Source organism: Aquimarina sp. TRL1, from assembly GCF_013365535.1.
In the GTDB taxonomy this organism is placed as follows: domain Bacteria; phylum Bacteroidota; class Bacteroidia; order Flavobacteriales; family Flavobacteriaceae; genus Aquimarina; species Aquimarina hainanensis.
On the sequence record NZ_CP053590.1, the window covers coordinates 4443364 to 4462275 of the forward strand.

Genomic DNA, 18912 nt, shown 5'->3' on the forward strand with positions numbered 1-18912 from the left:
TACTATTATAGCTGTAAATTCCTATGTTTTTTAAACAAATCCGAGGGATTTATTACCTACATCAGCACTTTTACAGAGGTTTTATTCAGGTTAGAATCGGAATTTTAATTTTATTAGCACTCAGCAGTATCCTAGAAACCTGATCTGGTTAAAGAACCGTATCAAAAGGAACCTCAGACAGGAAGCTATTACAAAAGAATATTAATTATCTTAGTGATCCAATACGAAACCAAAATGCGATATATACTACCCCTGCTTATACTATTAGGATGCCTGGTTGGCTGTCAGCAAACAAAGAAATCCCCTGTGACTACAATAAACCCTCCCACTGAGACTGCGGATACAGTCATTGCACAACTATTGACCGATCTACACATTACCCCCATTCATCATGCTTCCTTTATCATTCAATGGAAAGAGACCACTATTTTTATCGATCCGGTCAATGCCGCTGCTTTTAATCAACATCCTGATCCGGATATCATTCTCATTACGGATATTCATGGAGATCATATGCATATAGAAACACTGGATAGTTTACACCTGGAAAAAACACAACTGATCACACCTCAAGCCGTGGCAGAAAAACTCCCTGCCGCATATACGGATTATCTGGTTGTGTTAAATAATGGAGAAAAAAAAGAAGTCGGTCCAGTTATTGTCGAGGGAATCCCTATGTATAACCTAAGAGAAGAAGCGTTGCAATATCACCCTAAAGGAAGAGGAAATGGGTATGTGCTTACTCTGGGATCCAAAAAGATCTATATTTCTGGAGATACCGAAGACATTCCCGAAATGAAAGCGCTTACTGATATAGATATTGCTTTTGTATGTATGAATCAACCCTGGACCATGACAGTGGATCGCGCCATACCCGCAGTGATGAGTTTTAAACCAAAACTGGTATACCCCTATCATTACCGGGGAAAAGAAAAAGATAGTGATGTGGTCCGCTTTAAAAATAAATTGCAACAAAAAAATCCGGAAATTAACGTAGTTCTATTGGATTGGTACCCGAATTCCTAGGGCTTTTTAAGTCATCGTTTTGGCTATACAGACTATTTTTCTTTTCAATCCATCTAATAACACACATATAGATTATTTTTCTTTATTAAATTAAAACATAGAATTAAAATCTAATTTTATCGAAATAAAAAGAATTATAGTCCTTACTTCTTATCTTTGAGCAGGGAAACTTGTACTGTAAAATCAGGAATGTATGCAGCTTTCTGATATGTATCAATAAAGTGAAAACGAAACGTGTGACGGAATCAACGCATACACAATGAAATAACGATGTGAAACGTCAAGGATGTCACTTGTCTTCCCTAACTAGAACCCTAAACATATACTGATGAAATTACATACATTAGAACAAAATCAGCTCGAAGCATTATACAAAAATATAGAGGAAACCACGCAGAATTTTCTAGGATATCCGGTATCTAAAGATTTTGACTATTCCGATCTTTTACCTTTTTTAAAATTTCCACTCAATAACCTTGGAGATCCTTTTGGAGAATCTACCTATCGGGTAGATTCCCGGGCGATGGAACGAGAAGTAGTTCATTTTTTTGCAGAACAGTTCAGAGCAGATCCGGATAATTTCTGGGGGTATGTTACTAATGGAGGATCAGAAGGAAACCTGTATGGGTTATATCTTGCCAGAGAACTGTACCCTAAGGGGATGGTATATTTTTCTGAGGCTACCCATTATAGTGTACAAAAGAATATTACTTTACTCAATATGGATTTTGTCAAAGTGCGGGCACAGGAAAATGGAGAGCTTGATTATCAGGATCTTCGCGAAGCTATTGGTTATAACAGACATCGTCCTGTGATTGTTATAGCCAATATAGGAACCACCATGACCGAGGCCAAAGATAACCCTGCCAGGATAGCGTCTATAATACAGGATATGGCAATAAGTGGTCATTACATTCATGCAGATGCTGCATTAGCAGGAGGGTTTGCTCCTTTTATCGATCCACGACCAATCTTTGATTTTCAGGATGGAGTAGATAGTATTTCGGTCAGTGGTCATAAGTTTATTGGATCTCCTATGCCATCAGGAGTTGTGATTGTCAAGAAAGATAACCGGGATCGTATTGCCAGGAATATCGCCTATATTGGTAGTGCCGATGCGACTATCACCGGTTCCAGAAACGGACATAGTCCTTTATTTTTATGGTATGCTATCAAGAAATTGGGAGTGGAAGGTTTTACAAAACGTACGCGTCACAGTCTTGCTGTAGCCGCTTATACCCTCAAAAAATTACAGACACTGGGGATAGATGCCTGGAGGAATCCCAATGCTATTACCGTTGTGTTTCCGGCTCCTCCTGTAGCCATTATTGACAAATGGCAATTGGCCACAGAAAACGGACAATCACATATTATTTGTATGCCAAATGTAAGTTTTGATCAGATCGACCTACTAATACAAGATCTAAAAGAAACCATGATCATACCCGCATAAGAATACGTATTAATTAGCTTTAGACAAGCTCTTCATTTTATGAGGAGCTTGTTTCTTATATAAACGCATAGATACGTATTAAGATGGGCAATGGCAGCAATTATAGGCTAATAATGATTTAAAAAATAAATAATATCGTAAATATAGGTGAAGGTATGATGACAAGAGGCTAAAAATATATCTAAAGAGTTATATATATCACATACCCTCACCTATCCATCAAAAAACAGGCATTATATCTTACTCATCTCGACATACCTGCGATCAAGATGTTCATTTTTTATCGGTATAAAGCGCGCAATACTGCAAGATCACCATGACTAAATCGGGGAGAACGACTATCCGTAGCAGATCTAAAAGGCTGTCCATCAGATCGTCTGACAAAAGACCAGTTCCCATTGCTTAGTTTTATGGAACCATATAACATTATAGAGTTAAAGTCAAAAGCTCCATAGCTATATCCGTAGAAAGGTTTGTCCCAAAATTTATCATCTACCACCAGGTACTGATCCCGATCACTTCTACTGTGTTCATGTGCTAACCCCAGCGCATGCCCAAACTCATGAATCGCAATTCCTAAACTGGCAGAGGATAGTGATAACTCTTGTCTTCCTCCTGTCATTCCAATATCAGAACTATTATCCCCGTAAATATTAGAAGTGATGTCGATGTAATTTCCAGTCCCTGTAGAGTTTACAAAACGAATACCCGTCTGTTGTGTTATAATCTGCATGGCATTGTTTATAATTCCACGATGACGCAATCTCGGATTGATTTGATAATAGACCGTTTTATTAGGCCAAATATTACGCCATTGGATCTGCCCGATATTGGCCTTATGCGCATCTGGTTTATAATATTGTTCCATTTGAGATATATCCATCAGAATATCATTCTCTACCAGATACTTTCCTTCTGTGGCTGTTTTCTTTACATGGATTTTCTGCCCGTTAATCATCAGTACTTCTTTTGGAGCACTTACAATTTCATCAGATAAATGAGTTTCCTCTTTTTGGAAATCTCCCTCATTTTCGCATGACACGTACATACTACTGCTTACAATTGTTAAACTAATTGCCAACAGGCTCTTAAATTTTCTTTTCATGTTACTTAAATTAAAATGATTTGTGTGTAAGCAAAATTATCTCACTTAATAACATTAAAATCAAGTCTAATTGTTTTTAACAACTATTTATCGGTATTGTAAGAAATATAACTTTCAATTTAAAACATACGGTTTATACATTATTTCTATCTGTTTGTATCAAAAAACTGATAGATCATACAATAGATTCTACTCATAATCAACACACTAGCGTAGGAATAGAAATAAGCGTGTGTAAATAATATATTAACAAATAGTTAAGAAAAAGTAATCTTTTCTTACAGCGTCATCAGCACAAAATAGTGCATAAAAGGACTAAAAACGACAATACACCTATTATATAAAGGGTAAAACCTTAATGATTAATTTGTAAATTGCGGGCGACAAGTACTGTATAGCGTAGCAATAATGGACAGTAATTCCAATTGAAATTCCGTAGCTTTCCGCGTACCAGTATATAAAAAGGGTTATAAATAGGCTAAAATTTCCCTTGCTTGTGCAAAGGTTTTAAAAGATGGATGTGTAATTTCCTCTTCGATCATTTCATGCACCCAGGTGGTCTCATACGGAATGTGAAACGCATGACCGCCCATAGCGAGTACCGGTACAATATCAGATTTCAGGGAGTTCCCTACCATCAGAAATTCATGAGGCTGGATGTCTAGATGCCGTACCAGTTGTGTATATTGTTTTTCGGTTTTATCAGATACAATTTCTATATGGTGAAAAAAGTGCTGTAAACCTGATTTGATCAGTTTGCGTTCCTGATCCAATAAATCCCCCTTTGTAGCCATAACCAGCCGATACTTTGTTGCCAATACTGCCAGGGTTTCTTCTATCCCTTCTAACAATACCACAGGGGTTTCTAACATTTCTTTTCCTTTCTGCAATAGTAGAGCAACAATGTCACCATCTAACTGCCCTCCGGTAATATCCATGGCCGTTTCTATCAGTGATAAAGTAAACGGTTTAATCCCATATCCATATAAGGGGAGGTTTTTCATCTGTGTAGAAAAGAGCATCTCATTTACCTGATCTTTAGGTAAATGAGATGCAAATATATCGCAAAAATCTTGTTCTGCTTTCCTAAAAAAAGGTTCATTAACCCACAGGGTATCATCTGCATCAAAAGCAATTACTTTGATGTGCTCCAATCCCATTAGCGAATTAATTTTTTATACTTAATACGTTTTGGCATTAAGTCACCTCCTAATCGTTTTTTCTTGTTTTCTTCATAATCAGAGAAACTACCTTCGAAGAAATATACCTGAGAATCTCCCTCAAAAGCCAGGATATGGGTACAGATTCTGTCTAAGAACCAGCGGTCGTGAGAAATCACCACGGCACAACCTGCGAAATTCTCTAACCCTTCTTCCAAGGCTCTAAGAGTATTCACATCCAGATCGTTGGTCGGCTCATCCAGAAGTAGTACGTTTCCTTCTTCCTTCAATGTCATGGCCAGATGCAGTCGGTTGCGTTCTCCTCCTGATAGGGTAGACACTTTTTTATTCTGTTCACTTCCTCCAAAGTTAAAACGACTTAGATAAGCTCGGGAATTCACCTGTCTTCCTCCCATCATAACCAATTCCTGACCTTCACTAAAGTTTTCCCAAATCGATTTTTCGGGATCGATATTGCTATGGCTTTGGTCTACATATGCAAGCTTGGCCGTCTCTCCTACCGTAAATGTTCCGGCATCCGGAGTTTCTTCTCCCATAATCATTTTGAAAATGGTCGTTTTTCCAGCCCCATTAGGACCAATAATCCCCACAATACCTGCTTGTGGAAGTTTAAAATTCAGGTCTTCATATAAGAGTTTATCTCCAAAAGCCTTGCTTACTCCCGCTGCTTCAATCACATTGGTTCCTAATCGGGGACCATTGGGGATATAGATTTCCAGTTTCTCATCTACCTGTTTCGAATCCTGATTCAATAATTTGTCATAATTATTCAAACGTGCTTTTTGTTTGGCCTGTCTTCCTTTAGGTGCCATCTTCACCCATTCCAGCTCTCGCTCGAGTGTTTTTTGTCGCTTAGAAGCTTGTTTTTGTTCCTGTGCCAATCGTTTGGCTTTCTGATCCAGCCAGGAAGAATAATTTCCTTTCCATGGAATTCCTTCTCCTCTGTCCAGCTCCAAAATCCATCCCGCAACATTATCTAGGAAATAACGGTCGTGCGTTACGGCAATCACCGTTCCTTTATACTGCTGTAAATGATGTTCTAACCAGTGTACTGATTCTGCATCCAGGTGGTTGGTTGGCTCGTCCAGTAGTAATACATCCGGTTCCTGTAATAACAAACGACATAAGGCAACTCTTCTGCGTTCCCCTCCTGATAGGACACCGATCTTTTTATCAGAATCCGGAGTACGTAAGGCATCCATGGCGATTTCTAATTTGGTATCCAGTTCCCAGGCATTACTAGCATCAATCTGATCCTGTAACTTGGCCTGTTTATCCATCAGTTGCTGCATCTTATCAGCATCTTCATAGACCTCTGGCAACCCAAACATATCGTTGATTTTATTGTATTCATCCAATATCGCTACGGTCTCTGCAACACCTTCCTTAACCACTTCTAACACGGTTTTATCAGGATCTAATTGTGGTTCTTGTTCCAGATATCCAACAGAGTATCCAGAAGAAAATACCACATCACCCTGATAGTTTTTATCAACTCCAGCAATGATTTTTAATAAGGTTGATTTTCCAGAACCATTTAATCCGAGAATACCGATTTTAGCCCCGTAGAAAAAACTGAGATATATATTTTTTAATACCGGAGTATTCGCGCTTTTATACGTTTTAGTCACCCCGGACATCGAAAAAATTACTTTTTTATCGTCTGACATAAAAAACTAACTATTTTGTGATTTATTTTTAGATAATTGTTTTAATAAAGCCTACTAGACTCTTCCTTTTAAAGCATTAAAAACCCATGCAATAGCAAAAAAACCAGCGCCTACTGCTGCAAAACCATATCCTGATACATCGCGATATCTAAACACCCCTAATCCTATCAGTAATAATCCAACAATAATCATTATAAATGTCGCCCACGCTAAAACCGTGTTTTTATTCATTCCCATATGTGTAGTTTAGTCTGTTTGTTAACTTTGATTTGCAAATATCGGTTTTTTATCGATAAAATACACTTTTTAATGCTGTAAGTAGCTGAAGACGCTCTCAAATAAAGTGTATATATGAGCAGTTTCTCTTGTAGTGCTTTGGCGACAAAGCGGGAGGTATCCCTGATTATTTTTGGGATAGTAATGCTCTTAAACTTTATGAGTATTTAACATTTCGCTTCGCTAAAATTTCTATTTGCCTCCTCTATCAGATTTTTAATCTTCAAAAATATTCTTTGCGATACATGCCGTTAGTTTTTGAATCGTAATATGGATCTTGTAAACTCTCTAAGAGAACGTATAGTTAGCATTTTATTTCGAAATGATGTAATCGAAAGTTCAGTCTTAGTCCATTTTTCCTTCAATCAAAAACAGCTTTGACCTGCTTCTGTAAAGGCGGTAAAAATATCGTTGAATTTTGTTATTTTCGTGCAAACAAATAACACACATGGATATAAACTTCAATAAAAACGAAGATCACAATAAGCTCCTGGTTTCGTCCCTCCGTCATAAACTGGCGAAAGTAAAATTAGGAGGAGGTCAAAAAAGAATTGATAAACTACATGCCAAAGGCAAATTATCGGCTCGGGAGCGGATTTCGTATTTATTGGATGACAATGCCCCTGTTATTGAGATTGGAGCCTTTGCCGGTGAGGGAATGTATGAAGAACATGGAGGGTGTCCCAGTGGTGGAGTGGTTGTAAAAATCGGATATATTGAAGGAAAACAATGCATTGTTGTAGCGAATGACGCTACGGTAAAAGCGGGAGCCTGGTTTCCGATTACCGGAAAGAAAAATCTAAGAGCTCAGGAAATCGCTATTGAGAATCGCCTGCCAATTATATATTTGGTGGATAGTGCCGGGGTATACCTGCCTATGCAGGATGAAATTTTTCCTGATAAAGAGCATTTCGGAAGAATTTTCAGAAACAATGCCGTAATGAGTAGTATGGGAATTACTCAAATTGCCGCAGTAATGGGTAGCTGTGTTGCCGGAGGAGCCTATCTGCCTATTATGAGTGATGAGGCATTAATTGTAGATAAAACAGGAAGTATCTTTTTAGCGGGGAGTTATCTGGTAAAAGCTGCTATCGGAGAAACTATTGATAATGAAACGCTGGGAGGAGCAACTACACATTGCGAAATATCAGGGGTTACCGACTATAAATCCAAAGATGATAAGGAAGCGCTGGATACTATTAAAAATATAGTTTCAAAAATCGGAGCCTATACCAAAGCTGGGTATAACCGAAGTACTCCTGCCCTTCCCAAAGAAAACCCTGAGGAGATTTATGGAATTCTTCCAAAAGCCAGAAATGAACAATACGATATGATGGAAATCATCAAGCGTCTGGTAGATGATTCTGATTTTGAAGAGTACAAAGCTGGATATGGTCAGACCATTATTACCGGATATGCACGTATCGATGGCTGGGCTGTAGGGATTGTAGCTAATCAACGTACCATTGTCAAAACCAAAAAAGGAGAAATGCAGTTTGGAGGAGTGATTTATTCGGATTCTGCTGATAAAGCTACTCGATTTATTGCCAATTGTAATCAAAAGAAAATTCCTCTGGTATTCTTACAGGATGTCACCGGATTTATGGTAGGAAGTAAAAGTGAACATGGAGGAATTATAAAAGACGGAGCCAAGATGGTGAATGCCGTAAGCAACAGTGTTGTTCCTAAATTTACGGTAGTTATAGGAAACTCCTATGGAGCCGGAAATTATGCTATGTGCGGAAAAGCTTATGATCCGCGACTGATTTGTGCCTGGCCAAGTGCCGAACTCGCCGTTATGGGAGGAGCACAAGCAGCCAAGGTATTATTGCAAATCGAAACTGCTTCCCTAAAGAAAAAAGGAGAAGAAATTAGTGAAGCGGATGAAAAGGCATTATTTGATAAGATCAAAGCCAAATACGATGCGCAAATTTCTCCTTACTATGCTGCGGCCAGAATATGGACAGATGGAATTATTGATCCATTGGATACGCGAACCTGGATATCTATGGGGATCGAAGCTGCAGATCACGCTCCGATTGAAAAACCATTTAACCTTGGAGTTATTCAGGTATAAACAAAGATAACTAATGAAATAGTAGTCATCACCTGAGAAACATTCATAAGATATACAGAGGAAACGACTATCTATACCCCAATAGAACATTTACATCTCACCTTAGTAAGGTATCATATAAAAAAGGCTTTGCATATAGCAAAGCCTTTACTGATGTAGTAAGTAATCAACTATCTCATAGGGTTATTAGTGGTATATCATTGCTGTTTTTTCTACTTAAAAAAGCAGCTTCTTCTTCTGTAACTCTGGTAATATCCTTCCATTTGTTTCGGCTTCCCTGAGTCTCCGGAGTACTATTGCGTAGCCCATCTTGCAAAGCCCTGTATATTCTCCCTTTATAAACCATATAATCTCCCCGCTGATAATTTCTGGTAGCGGTATACGCTTTAATATCATCAACAGGAGGGTATATTTTACTAATATGAAGTTTATCCATATCAGACAGTACATAATTATACGCTATAGAAAAACAATCTGTCGTATGAGCTTGTCGTACGGGATAGTGCATAATAGAAGTAGGATCATAACTCGTATAAAATACTCGGTCTACAGGATTTTTTTCAAACAAATTTTCTTCAATCTCTTTTTTACTCCATTCTTGTTCATCCATATAAAAACGGTATACGGCATCTTTATTCCAGTTGATATTCGCTTCGGGATGCTGATGTTCATGTATCAGCCCCAGTGCATGACCAAATTCATGAAGAATTGTACTTTTAATCCCCCTGAGATTATCTTTATATTTAGGATCCAGATTCATACTTTGCGTCCTCAGGTGAGCACCTCTCCCTAATAAAGACCAATGCCCAGCTCCTTCTTTAAAACCAACTTTTATCTGAGCAGTTTCTGTACTCGATACAAACTTAAATCTGATACTGGCATAAGCTTCCCATTGCTTGGCATATTCTTTTACCAATGCATGTAGTTGATACTTATCTTCCGGATCGATAAATTTTACACGAATAGTTTGCCCCGGAGCCCATAGTACTGAATTGGTTTGATTTGTAACTAATAACGAAGCCGATTTGGCAACTGGGAACTGTGAGATTCGAAATCCATGACATAGTTTTCCCTCATATATAATACTTTTTTTGTTCCCTTCAGGACATGGTTTTTCCATAGTATCTACAGCTGATTCTTCCGGGGGACTTGTAGGAGCATGCACTGTGTCTTTTTCACAACTACATAGGAGAACCATTGCTACTAGCAATAATAACAACTGATTTGAGGGGTATACGATATTTTGTTTTTTCATAAACTTATTTATTTTATGCGGTTCTCTATAAGTCGAATTAAAAACAAATTTCCCACTATTAAAGCTTCGTTAATATCGTATTAATGATTCCTTAAATATGTAAAAAACAGTCTATTCTATGTACGGACCCTTTTAGTGATAACAGCTGCTGCCCCTCACTCCCATTCTCAATGAATCACAGGATAACTTCTGATCAAGCGGATAAACTCTGCCCGATATCCCAATCGGTCTTCTCCTTTGTTAGCAGCTGCCAGGGATGCAATTGCATCCAGGTTTTTATTAGGAAGCAGCATAGATTTTCTGAGAAGCATTCCATACCAAGCTACAGAAGCTGCAAAATGAAAATCTACTGAGGGAGTACCGGTTTCCGATCGCTGAACCACATGCGTCAATTCACGACTTTTGTGTTCGGAAGGGTTTTTATATCTGAATCTAACCGTAAGCAGTTCATCTGTGGAATTTGTTATCCCTTCCTCTTTTCGGTACTTTAATTCGGGAACAGGTCGTACCCAAGGATGCTGCTCTCCTTTGGGAATAATCTCATAAAGTGCTGTAACGGTATGACCACTTCCCAACTCCCCGGCGTCTTTAGTATCATCTATAAAATCCTCATCAGCCAGTAATCTGTTTTCATAACCGATAAGCCGGTATGCCTGCACATGTTCTGGATTAAATTCTACCTGAATTTTCACATCCTTGGCGATTGTATATAAAGTACTTCCAAATTCATCTCCCAGAACTTTTCTGGCTTCCTGCATGCTATCTATATATGCGTGATTCCCATTTCCTGTGTCCGCCAGGATCTCCAGTTTGCTATCCTTATAGTTTCCCATCCCAAATCCAAGGCAGGTAAGAAATACACCACTGTTTCTTTTTTCTGTAATTAATGTTTCCATAGCCTGATCACTGTGCATCCCTACATTAAAATCGCCATCGGTAGCCAGAATAACCCGATTATTTCCTCCTTTGATAAAATTCTCCTCTGCTATGCGATATGCTAATTCTATCCCTTCTCCCCCGGCAGTTGACCCTCCTGCTTCTAATCCATCCAATGCCTGAATAATCTGTTGTTTATATGCTCCAGAAGTTGGCGGTAGTACAAGACCTGCAGCTCCGGCATATACCACGATAGAAATCACATCTTTCTCCCGCAACTGTTGTACCAGTAATGAAAAGGCTTTTTTTAGCAATTGCAGCTTATCCGGGCTATCCATAGAACCGGAGACATCCAATAAGAAGACCAGATTAGACGCCGGTATTGCCGCTTTGGTCATTTCTTTTCCTTTAATCCCTATTTTTACCAATTGACTTTCCGGATTCCAGGGGGTTCTTCCATATTCCGTATGAATTCCAAAAGGGTGTACTCCTGTTGGTTGTGGGTAATCATACGCAAAATAATTCACCATTTCCTCGATTTTTACCGCGTCTCTGGGGATGGGAATCCCCGCATTGATCTTTTTTCGGATGTTACTATAGGAAGCCTTATCTACATCGATAGAAAAAGTAGATAACGGATCATACACTGTCTGTAGAAATTGATTTTCTGTAATCTTTCGATAGGATTCTTCATCTTCGATTCGGTATGTCCCTGAATGAGTCGTAATCACCACGCAGCCATATCGGGCTTGCTTACCAAAAATCGCTTGAGCTTCTCCTCTTTTGTACTTTTTTTGTTTAGAAATCCTGTTTTTATTCATTCCTAATACACAGGAAATAGCTTGTGCAGGAATTACATTTCCATCAACAATATATAACGGTTGTTTTTTAGAGGAATACACTGCCGGATTCCCTCCTTTTGAAGTTGTCTTTTCTTTCTTTTGAAATGTCAATCGACTGTTAACTCGTTTTTTCCTTTGGACACGAGATGGTGCCCTATTGCGATAAGATCCTGTAGCATATCCAGTGATCACCACTTCTTCCAATTCTTCATTATCTTCTTTAAGTATTACATTAATAGTTTTATGTAAATCGCTTACAATCAACTTTTCATAAACGTATCCTATGTATGAAAAAGAAAGAGTATCCCCCAGAGATGCCAATGCTGTGAAGTACCCGTCAAAATCGGTGGTACTTCCTTGATTGGTACGCGTATTTATAATGGAAACTCCCGGTAATGGAAGGCCACTTTCATCTGTAACGATCCCGTTTAAACGAGGCGTCTGAGCTTGTAATAAAAAACAAAAACTGCATAGTAAGCATAGTAATAAGTATCTCATAATGGTACGATTTTATAGATGTATACCATTAAAGTTATAGGTCTTCTATGCGTCTTGCAATCAATGATGAGTAAACACCCTTTTTGGATGAGGTAAGAGGCTTTATCATATAGATAATCATACCAATCTGATTTCTAAAACGGCGTATAAAAAGATAACGTGAATAAGGGAGTTTTTCCATTATTCACGTTATCTATACTATTGGAGCGCGAATGTTTGCTGCTTACTCTTATTCGATACTTATTATTGTATCAGTAGTTGTCTGACAGTTTCTTTATTAGCCGTATCGATTACTTTTATAAAATACACCCCTTTTTTGAGTGCTGTCTTTATATGAAGTTTTGTTTGTGTACGATTCTGTATGACCTCTAACGGAATATGAGCTCCGGACATATCCAGTAAATATACTTTTTTGATCTGCACATCTTCTGAACTGTCAATATGAATCGTCTCATAAGCATAAGCCGGATTGGGATATACACTAATTAAGGAGGCTCTTCTTTCCTGATCTCTTCTCATCATAATATTATCTTCAATGATGGCTCCTGATATAATAGCAGCATTCATTTGTGCTAAATAAGCAGTAGAAGGAGAGAAATCAAGAGGATGAATTTCTGAATAATATTCAGAAGGATGCTGACCAGAAGGCTCCTGACCAAACCAAAATTCTGTTCTGGATTCTTTCCATCCCATACAATCATTCCAAATTCCATGTTTGATATAGTATTTTTTATTAAGTTGTCCTGCAAAAGAGAAACTAGGCTTTATCGTTCCACAACACTCTATAGGTGTTATCTGCGCATTTGTCGCACTATCATAGATTGCCCACCAATGATTGACAAATACCGAATTCGACAGCGCTAATGCACTTATATGGATGGTTCCATTACTAAAACTCCTAGAAGTAATCGAAAAATCACTGGTTCTCGGAGACCAGCTAACATTTCCATCCGTGGCTTTTCTTGCTTCGGTCCAGGGATAACAACTATTCCAAACTCCATGTTTGATATAATAATTTTTATAAGTACTTAGCCCACTGAAGGTAACAGTAGTTCCTGACTGCACTGTTCCAATCAGACCAACTGTATCCGTATCAGAAATACTCCCAGACTGAGTTGTTTCATAAAGTCCCCACCAGTGTGTACCATTAGGGTCAGCAGCATTGGCTACAACTGTAATGGTACCATCACTATCACAGTGATACTGTACAGAAAATGCTGTATCTACCTTATTCTCTTCTTGCATAGTAAAACGCTTGATAAGAGGTTCCCAGTTGGTACAATCATTTTGTAATGCCACTTTGATTTCATACTCATACCCATTTTCAATAACTACTCCCTGATGCTGAAAAACATTCGTGAGGTTGACGCGTCCTATTGGTCCTGAAATCCATCCTGTGGTTCCTGCCCATTGAAAACTTCCTGTGGATCCCAACGGTCTTTTGCTGATATAAATGATGTATCGATCCTCTCCTTCAGAGGCTGTTCCATTAAGAAATACAGTTTCCTGACAATAAAACTGATGTGTGCTGGCAGTTGTAACATCCTCAAAACCGAATGTATTCGTAATATTTCTTTCCTCAATAACGATACCATCAATGCTCATTTCTGCCTGTCTTCCTGAACCGGCATAATAAGGATTAATCAGTAGAGTTTCATAATCTCTGGTTGGAGTAAATGTAACTTGTACCGTTCTGTAATTATTCAGGTAATTTCCGATATTATCCGTAAAAATGTCCTCTTCATTCTGTATTCCCCCTGTAGATCGTATGTTTACCGCTCGTAAGTTTATCGTACTTCCTGCATTGGTATTGGTATCCCCGTGATCATTAGTTCTTACGCTAAAAGATACCGTATAACAAACTCCTTGCTTAAAAGCAACAGAAGTTCTAATTGATTCAAACGATCTACCACGTGACCACATCCAGGCATACGGGTTCGTTGGGGTTCCGTGTAATGATGGACTCCCTGAATATGACGTCCAATCATCAACACAACTGGTGGATGAGTTATTGGTAAAAGCATCACTAAAACTCAAACTGCAATTGGTGTTATAATTAGAGAAATCTCCATTTCGAACCAGATTTTGAGCAGTACTGTGATAAACCACGAAGGCAAGCAATATTGTAAATAGTTTATATTTATTTCTCATTTGATATGTTTTTAAGAGTTACCTACTCGTACGCTTTTCGGTTTCCGCGAACTATAAGAATGAGGGGGATCAGCCCTGTAGCAATTGCTATACACACAAGAGTACTGATTAATCAATAAACAGTTCTAAAGAACTTTACGAAGGAAGAATTGAGTTTATAAATTGTTTGCTCTAAAACAAGCAATATTCTTAATAAACAGGAACGCTACATTTCATAAAACACAGATTAACATATAATTAAGGAATTCAAGGCTGTTTTACAACAGTAATCCTAATAGTTTTGTATACATCACACAAAGCATTGCAATTATGAAACGTCTAAAAAGTTATATGCTATTATTACTACTTGGCATTACAGGAGCAAAAACAGTATATACGCAGACCTCCTTTATTTCTAATGAGAAAAAACATACTGTAGCCCAGCTAAAGGAAGAAATACAGCTTCTGAGAAAAAACCTGGAAACAATCCACACAGGATTATATACATATACCGATTCATTGCGCTTTGCTACTGTTTTTGATGCCTTAGAAACATCAATTACTACTCCCCTTTCTTCTATTGAACTATATAGGAAACTTTTAGTACTCAATCAGCATATCAAAAATGGACATACTGCTATCAAACCCGAAGTAGCCTATGAGCGCTATATAAAAACGAAAGCTCCTTTATTCCCTTTGGAACTGTATTTTGATCGGGATACATTATATATTCTAAAGAACTATTCGCATAATGATGCCATAAAAGAAGGGAGTATTCTCAATACCATCAATGGAGAAAATGCGGCTGCCGTTTTTACTACTTTACGAAATCAATTACCCAGAGACGGTTATAATACTACCTTTCCAGAAAAAGTTATTACAGATACTTTTCGTAGGTATTATGCTTACCTAAAAGGAATTCCCGAGGTATATGAACTAGAATTAAAAACTCCAGAGGGAGTAAAGCAGCAGTTGCGTATTCGGGGGCTAAGCGGAGAGGAAATCAAAAAAGTAAAATGGGAACGATATCGCGATAACAAACAATGGTGGGGGTTTACCGGTGAACCCCTAATGACTCTGGATATAAAAGACAGTATTGCCGTTATGAAACTCAAAACCTTTTCTATCTATTACCTGAAAAAAGCAAAACAGAATTTCAGAAAATTCTTTTCGAATGCCTTTGATCAGATAGCAGCCAATAATGTACAACAATTAATAATAGACCTACGGGATAACGGAGGAGGCGATGAGATGCCTACACTACAATTATTCGCCCATCTGAGCAAGACTCCTTTTACCTTTTATGAAACTATGTATACCAAATCCAACAGGGTTCCGAATCCTAAACTGTATAATTACGGAGGCTTTTTGATGAACTTTTTATATCCTACTTTTAAATTAAAAAGGAAAGGAGATGTATATGAAATCAAGGGAATTCCCGGATTAAAAGAGTTCCCTCCTGCCACCACAGTTTTTAACGGAGATGTATATATTCTCACCAATGGCTATTCATTTTCGGCTACGGGAGAAATCACCGCATTTATCAAACATGCTCGGCGGGCTACTTTTATAGGTGAAGAAGTCGGTGGTAATGCCAAGCAACATGTTAGTGGTACCACATTTACCCTTACCCTGCCATATTCCCAAATTCGTATTCAGATTCCCGTAGAATTATTTCGTCTGCGAGTTGCTCATAAAAATACCGGTCATGGGGTCATTCCAGATTACTATGTCAAACCTTCGATTACAGACAAATTAAACGGAAAGGATGTAGAAATGGAATTTGCAATGAAATTAATCGCAAAGAAAAAGAAAATCAACAATAACAAATCAGTTTTTAAATGATAGCAACCAGCTTTTATTCGTTGCTGTGGGAACCGTAATATTTTCTTAGGTTTGACCAAGTGTGAACAGGAGTATCATTTACAAATAATGTTTGGTATTATGGAACATAAATTCAGGCTGTCAATTACAGCAAATTATCACAAAGTTATTGTACAACTGCTACTGCTGATTGCATGTTTTATACTAATTGGAATCGCGATAGTCGTGTTCCTGGAAAAAACAGAGATATCCCTGAATTCCATTCCCTTAGAATTTATCATCCCTATATTGGTAGTAACCATGATTGCAGTACTCTTTCTTTTTATCAGAGTTACCTATATTATAGACGAATTATGGTTTACCGAGCATTATATCGCCTCAGAAAAAATAGACAAAATCTATTATGCCGATATCAAAAAATGTAGCCTCCTGACCAGTAGAGGAAATTCTTCATATATGATCACACTGGAAAATGGAAAGAAAATAGCCCTTGGAGCAACCAATCAGCATTCAGAAGCCTCTAAAAAAGTATTCTTTGACTTTATAGAAATACTTGAAGATAAAATCAACTCTCTTCCTCCTTCTCCATAAGAACACTACACTAGATCTTTGTTTAACAAACATTTATAATCAAAAAAAAGAGTTTGGAACACTCCTTGTACTATACCCTATAAAATAAACATCATGAGAACTACATATTCTTCTCGAAAAACTGCTCCTACCAATACTAATATAGTTGAAGCTATACCTATTGAGTATGCAATTGTGAGAGAAATATATAGAAATGATGTTTCTACACCTTTTGGGTATGGATTAGTAACCTATAAAAACGAATAGCAACCCAGCTAAAAATGGGACAAACCCACTTCCAGCCTCAAACTGAGAAACTCAGTATTTGAGGCTTTTTTTTGCCTAAAAAAGACGAATTTCTTCTAAGAATAAACTTTCATTTGCTCTAGAACAAAAAAAAATGAACTAAGAACACTTTTTTTGTTATACAACACTTGATCAACTGCCGTACATCACTTTTTCTAACAAAAAACAAGAAGTAACCTACAAAAAACAATGATTTTATTTTCCTTTTTAGGGCTAAAATAGCTGTGAAAAAAGTTATTTATAATATGATTTTTATTGCATAAAATTATGACTTCAAATTTCTGTAGTTGCAATAGATTTTACTTTTACTCATATTGAAAAACGCTAATTTTGTAAATATATATTATAAAAATTGTAGCCACTATTATTCAGTTTTCAAATAAAAAATTAAACAAATGAAAAAAAGCATATTTACTTTATTAATTTCAATAGTAGTTCTTCTAGGTTGTGAAAATGACACTAGCTTTAATAATGACACTAAAGCGCATGATTATGAATATGTTAACGCATTATCAAAAGGAGCAAAAGGAAATGGGATTAATGATGATACGGAAGCTATCCAGAAATTACTTGACGATAAATCTATCAAGACTATATATTTACAGGAAAATCATACTTTTTTAGTAAAATCATTAATAGTTCCATCAAATAAAACGTTAATAATTGATGGTACTTTAAAAGTTAATGAAAAAAACACATATAGTTCTAGTTTTAATAATTTAATCTATGGAAATAATGTTGAAAACATAATTATTTCTGGTAATGGAATTATCGACGGAAATAAAGATTTATTGCAACAAGGTTATTTTTCTTTAATTAAATTTGAAAACAGTAACAATATTGAAGTTTCAACAAAAAGAATTCAAAACAATAGACTTCCTAATGCTAAACCGAGTAATATTACCTTAGGTTGTCTTTACTTCGTTAAATGTGAAAATGTTAAGATAAATGATATTCAACTCTCTAACTGGAGCAGAGAAGGAATCTGGTTAAAAAACACAAATAATTCTATAATTAGTAATATTCAATGTTTAGGAGATAAAGACTCTTGGTCTGGAATCCAGGTAAGTGGAGAAAACAATACTATAAACTCTAGTATTGTTGAAAATGCAGGAGCTAGCGGAATAAGTTTTGACTCTAAATATTCTTTGATAAGCAATTGCATAGTTAAAAACAATAGATTTTATCATGGATTCAATTTTGGGCACAAAGGAATCCCCACGGAAAACACCCAAATAATTAATTGTGTATCTAGAAACTCAGCCGAAAATGGATTTACATTTGGTTTCAGTTCAAAAGATAATTATATCATTAATAGTCATTCAGACAATGCGTCTAAAGCAGGTTTCCTAGTTTCAAACGGAGCAACAAACATTACTTTTAATAATATAAGTGCAAAAAAAAGTGGGTTTGGTTTGGCTATTTATGGAGCTACTATAAAAGTTAGTAATGCTGATTTTATTGAAAATACTGTCCCTTTCAAAATTTTTACAGGAACACTTGGTAGTCAATACGAGTTTGATAATGTAAAATTATCATCTGATTTAATGAATTCTTCTATAAACCTAATCGATTTGAACCATGCAAATAGTTATAAACCTGTAGAAAAATATGTTGACAATTTAACTGGATTTCAATATTATAAAGTCTTTAATAAAAATGTTCGTCCTTTATCACATATACGACTGGAACCAGCTCATGGAAACACAACTCTTGCTGGACCATTTCTTAAAGAAGTTAACAGCAATTACTTTGTTATTGGATTGGTAAACAAGCCTGAAAACCCAGCTTGGTTGAGATTTTACATTCAATAATATATCTAA

At 36.9% G+C, this 18912-nt stretch carries 14 protein-coding genes; 7 read left to right on the forward strand and 7 right to left on the reverse strand.

The genetic code is table 11. From position 1 onward, the window contains the following. Positions 1 to 234 precede the first annotated feature (234 nt). Both HN014_RS18265 and HN014_RS18270 read left to right on the forward strand, forming a co-directional pair. Entirely contained in the window at positions 235 to 1026 is a 792-nt protein-coding gene (locus tag HN014_RS18265; RefSeq protein ID WP_176030282.1) for an MBL fold metallo-hydrolase, read from the forward strand. Between the two features lie 328 nt (positions 1027 to 1354). After that, complete coding sequence (locus HN014_RS18270) at positions 1355 to 2479, forward strand: histidine decarboxylase (protein ID WP_176030283.1); 1125 nt, start codon at positions 1355 to 1357, stop codon at positions 2477 to 2479. Positions 2480 to 2759: 280 nt separating this feature from the next. Here HN014_RS18270 and HN014_RS18275 read toward each other — a convergent pair whose 3' ends face one another. The 4 genes from HN014_RS18275 to HN014_RS18290 all read right to left on the reverse strand — a co-directional run bounded on the left by HN014_RS18275 (position 2760) and on the right by HN014_RS18290 (position 6672). Next, a complete protein-coding gene (locus tag HN014_RS18275) occupies positions 2760 to 3584 on the reverse strand; it encodes a M12 family metallopeptidase (protein WP_176030284.1) in 825 nt (274 codons plus the stop codon). 467 nt (positions 3585 to 4051) lie between these two features. Continuing rightward, positions 4052 to 4744 carry an HAD family hydrolase gene (locus tag HN014_RS18280; protein WP_176030285.1) on the reverse strand — a complete coding sequence of 231 codons (693 nt, stop codon included), beginning with the start codon at positions 4742 to 4744 and terminating at the stop codon, positions 4052 to 4054. Continuing rightward, on the reverse strand, positions 4744 to 6435 hold the full coding sequence (gene ettA / locus HN014_RS18285) for an energy-dependent translational throttle protein EttA (RefSeq protein WP_176030286.1): 1692 nt from the start codon (positions 6433 to 6435) through the stop codon (positions 4744 to 4746). The genes HN014_RS18280 and ettA overlap by 1 nt, the downstream gene beginning before the upstream one ends. Positions 6436 to 6489: 54 nt before the next feature. Then, positions 6490 to 6672 (reverse strand): CAL67264 family membrane protein, encoded by a 183-nt coding sequence (locus tag HN014_RS18290; RefSeq protein WP_176030287.1) that lies wholly within the window; start codon positions 6670 to 6672, stop codon positions 6490 to 6492. 487 nt (positions 6673 to 7159) lie between these two features. Here HN014_RS18290 and HN014_RS18295 point away from each other — a divergent pair, with 487 nt between their 5' ends. Then, positions 7160 to 8788, forward strand: coding sequence for an acyl-CoA carboxylase subunit beta (locus HN014_RS18295; protein ID WP_176030288.1), 1629 nt, complete (start codon positions 7160 to 7162; stop codon positions 8786 to 8788). A gap of 175 nt (positions 8789 to 8963) precedes the next feature. Here the strand turns inward: HN014_RS18295 and HN014_RS18300 are convergent, their stop codons facing one another. From HN014_RS18300 to HN014_RS18310, 3 genes are all read right to left on the reverse strand, one after another. Beyond that, positions 8964 to 10043 carry a M12 family metallopeptidase gene (locus tag HN014_RS18300; RefSeq protein ID WP_176030289.1) on the reverse strand — a complete coding sequence of 360 codons (1080 nt, stop codon included), beginning with the start codon at positions 10041 to 10043 and terminating at the stop codon, positions 8964 to 8966. A gap of 167 nt (positions 10044 to 10210) precedes the next feature. Next, positions 10211 to 12259, reverse strand: a complete 2049-nt coding sequence (locus HN014_RS18305) for a VWA domain-containing protein (RefSeq protein WP_176030290.1) — start codon at positions 12257 to 12259, stop codon at positions 10211 to 10213. Between the two features lie 243 nt (positions 12260 to 12502). Next, positions 12503 to 14410 carry a T9SS type A sorting domain-containing protein gene (locus HN014_RS18310; protein ID WP_176030291.1) on the reverse strand — a complete coding sequence of 636 codons (1908 nt, stop codon included), beginning with the start codon at positions 14408 to 14410 and terminating at the stop codon, positions 12503 to 12505. Positions 14411 to 14719: 309 nt separating this feature from the next. Between HN014_RS18310 and HN014_RS18315 the strand changes: the two genes are divergently transcribed. The 4 genes from HN014_RS18315 (at position 14720) to HN014_RS18330 (ending at position 18903) form a co-directional block, all read left to right on the forward strand. Continuing rightward, a complete protein-coding gene (locus HN014_RS18315) occupies positions 14720 to 16234 on the forward strand; it encodes a S41 family peptidase (RefSeq protein WP_176030292.1) in 1515 nt (504 codons plus the stop codon). 99 nt (positions 16235 to 16333) lie between these two features. Next, positions 16334 to 16804 carry a hypothetical protein gene (locus tag HN014_RS18320; RefSeq protein WP_176030293.1) on the forward strand — a complete coding sequence of 157 codons (471 nt, stop codon included), beginning with the start codon at positions 16334 to 16336 and terminating at the stop codon, positions 16802 to 16804. Positions 16805 to 16897: 93 nt separating this feature from the next. Continuing rightward, entirely contained in the window at positions 16898 to 17050 is a 153-nt protein-coding gene (locus HN014_RS18325; RefSeq protein WP_176030294.1) for a hypothetical protein, read from the forward strand. Positions 17051 to 17484: 434 nt separating this feature from the next. Further along, a complete protein-coding gene (locus HN014_RS18330; protein WP_176030295.1) occupies positions 17485 to 18903 on the forward strand; it encodes a right-handed parallel beta-helix repeat-containing protein in 1419 nt (472 codons plus the stop codon). Positions 18904 to 18912 lie beyond the last annotated feature (9 nt).

Excerpts from the sequence above, each read along its gene's own strand:
- HN014_RS18265 (WP_176030282.1), top strand. The coding sequence starts at position 235 with ATGCGATATATACTACCCCTGCTTATACTATTAGGATGCCTGGTTGGC.
- HN014_RS18270 (WP_176030283.1), top strand. The coding sequence starts at position 1,355 with ATGAAATTACATACATTAGAACAAAATCAGCTCGAAGCATTATACAAA.
- HN014_RS18275 (WP_176030284.1), bottom strand. The coding sequence starts at position 3,584 with ATGAAAAGAAAATTTAAGAGCCTGTTGGCAATTAGTTTAACAATTGTA.
- HN014_RS18280 (WP_176030285.1), bottom strand. The coding sequence starts at position 4,744 with ATGGGATTGGAGCACATCAAAGTAATTGCTTTTGATGCAGATGATACC.
- ettA (WP_176030286.1), bottom strand. The coding sequence starts at position 6,435 with ATGTCAGACGATAAAAAAGTAATTTTTTCGATGTCCGGGGTGACTAAA.
- HN014_RS18290 (WP_176030287.1), bottom strand. The coding sequence starts at position 6,672 with ATGGGAATGAATAAAAACACGGTTTTAGCGTGGGCGACATTTATAATG.
- HN014_RS18295 (WP_176030288.1), top strand. The coding sequence starts at position 7,160 with ATGGATATAAACTTCAATAAAAACGAAGATCACAATAAGCTCCTGGTT.
- HN014_RS18300 (WP_176030289.1), bottom strand. The coding sequence starts at position 10,043 with ATGAAAAAACAAAATATCGTATACCCCTCAAATCAGTTGTTATTATTG.
- HN014_RS18305 (WP_176030290.1), bottom strand. The coding sequence starts at position 12,259 with ATGAGATACTTATTACTATGCTTACTATGCAGTTTTTGTTTTTTATTA.
- HN014_RS18310 (WP_176030291.1), bottom strand. The coding sequence starts at position 14,410 with ATGAGAAATAAATATAAACTATTTACAATATTGCTTGCCTTCGTGGTT.
- HN014_RS18315 (WP_176030292.1), top strand. The coding sequence starts at position 14,720 with ATGAAACGTCTAAAAAGTTATATGCTATTATTACTACTTGGCATTACA.
- HN014_RS18320 (WP_176030293.1), top strand. The coding sequence starts at position 16,334 with ATGGAACATAAATTCAGGCTGTCAATTACAGCAAATTATCACAAAGTT.
- HN014_RS18325 (WP_176030294.1), top strand. The coding sequence starts at position 16,898 with ATGAGAACTACATATTCTTCTCGAAAAACTGCTCCTACCAATACTAAT.
- HN014_RS18330 (WP_176030295.1), top strand. The coding sequence starts at position 17,485 with ATGAAAAAAAGCATATTTACTTTATTAATTTCAATAGTAGTTCTTCTA.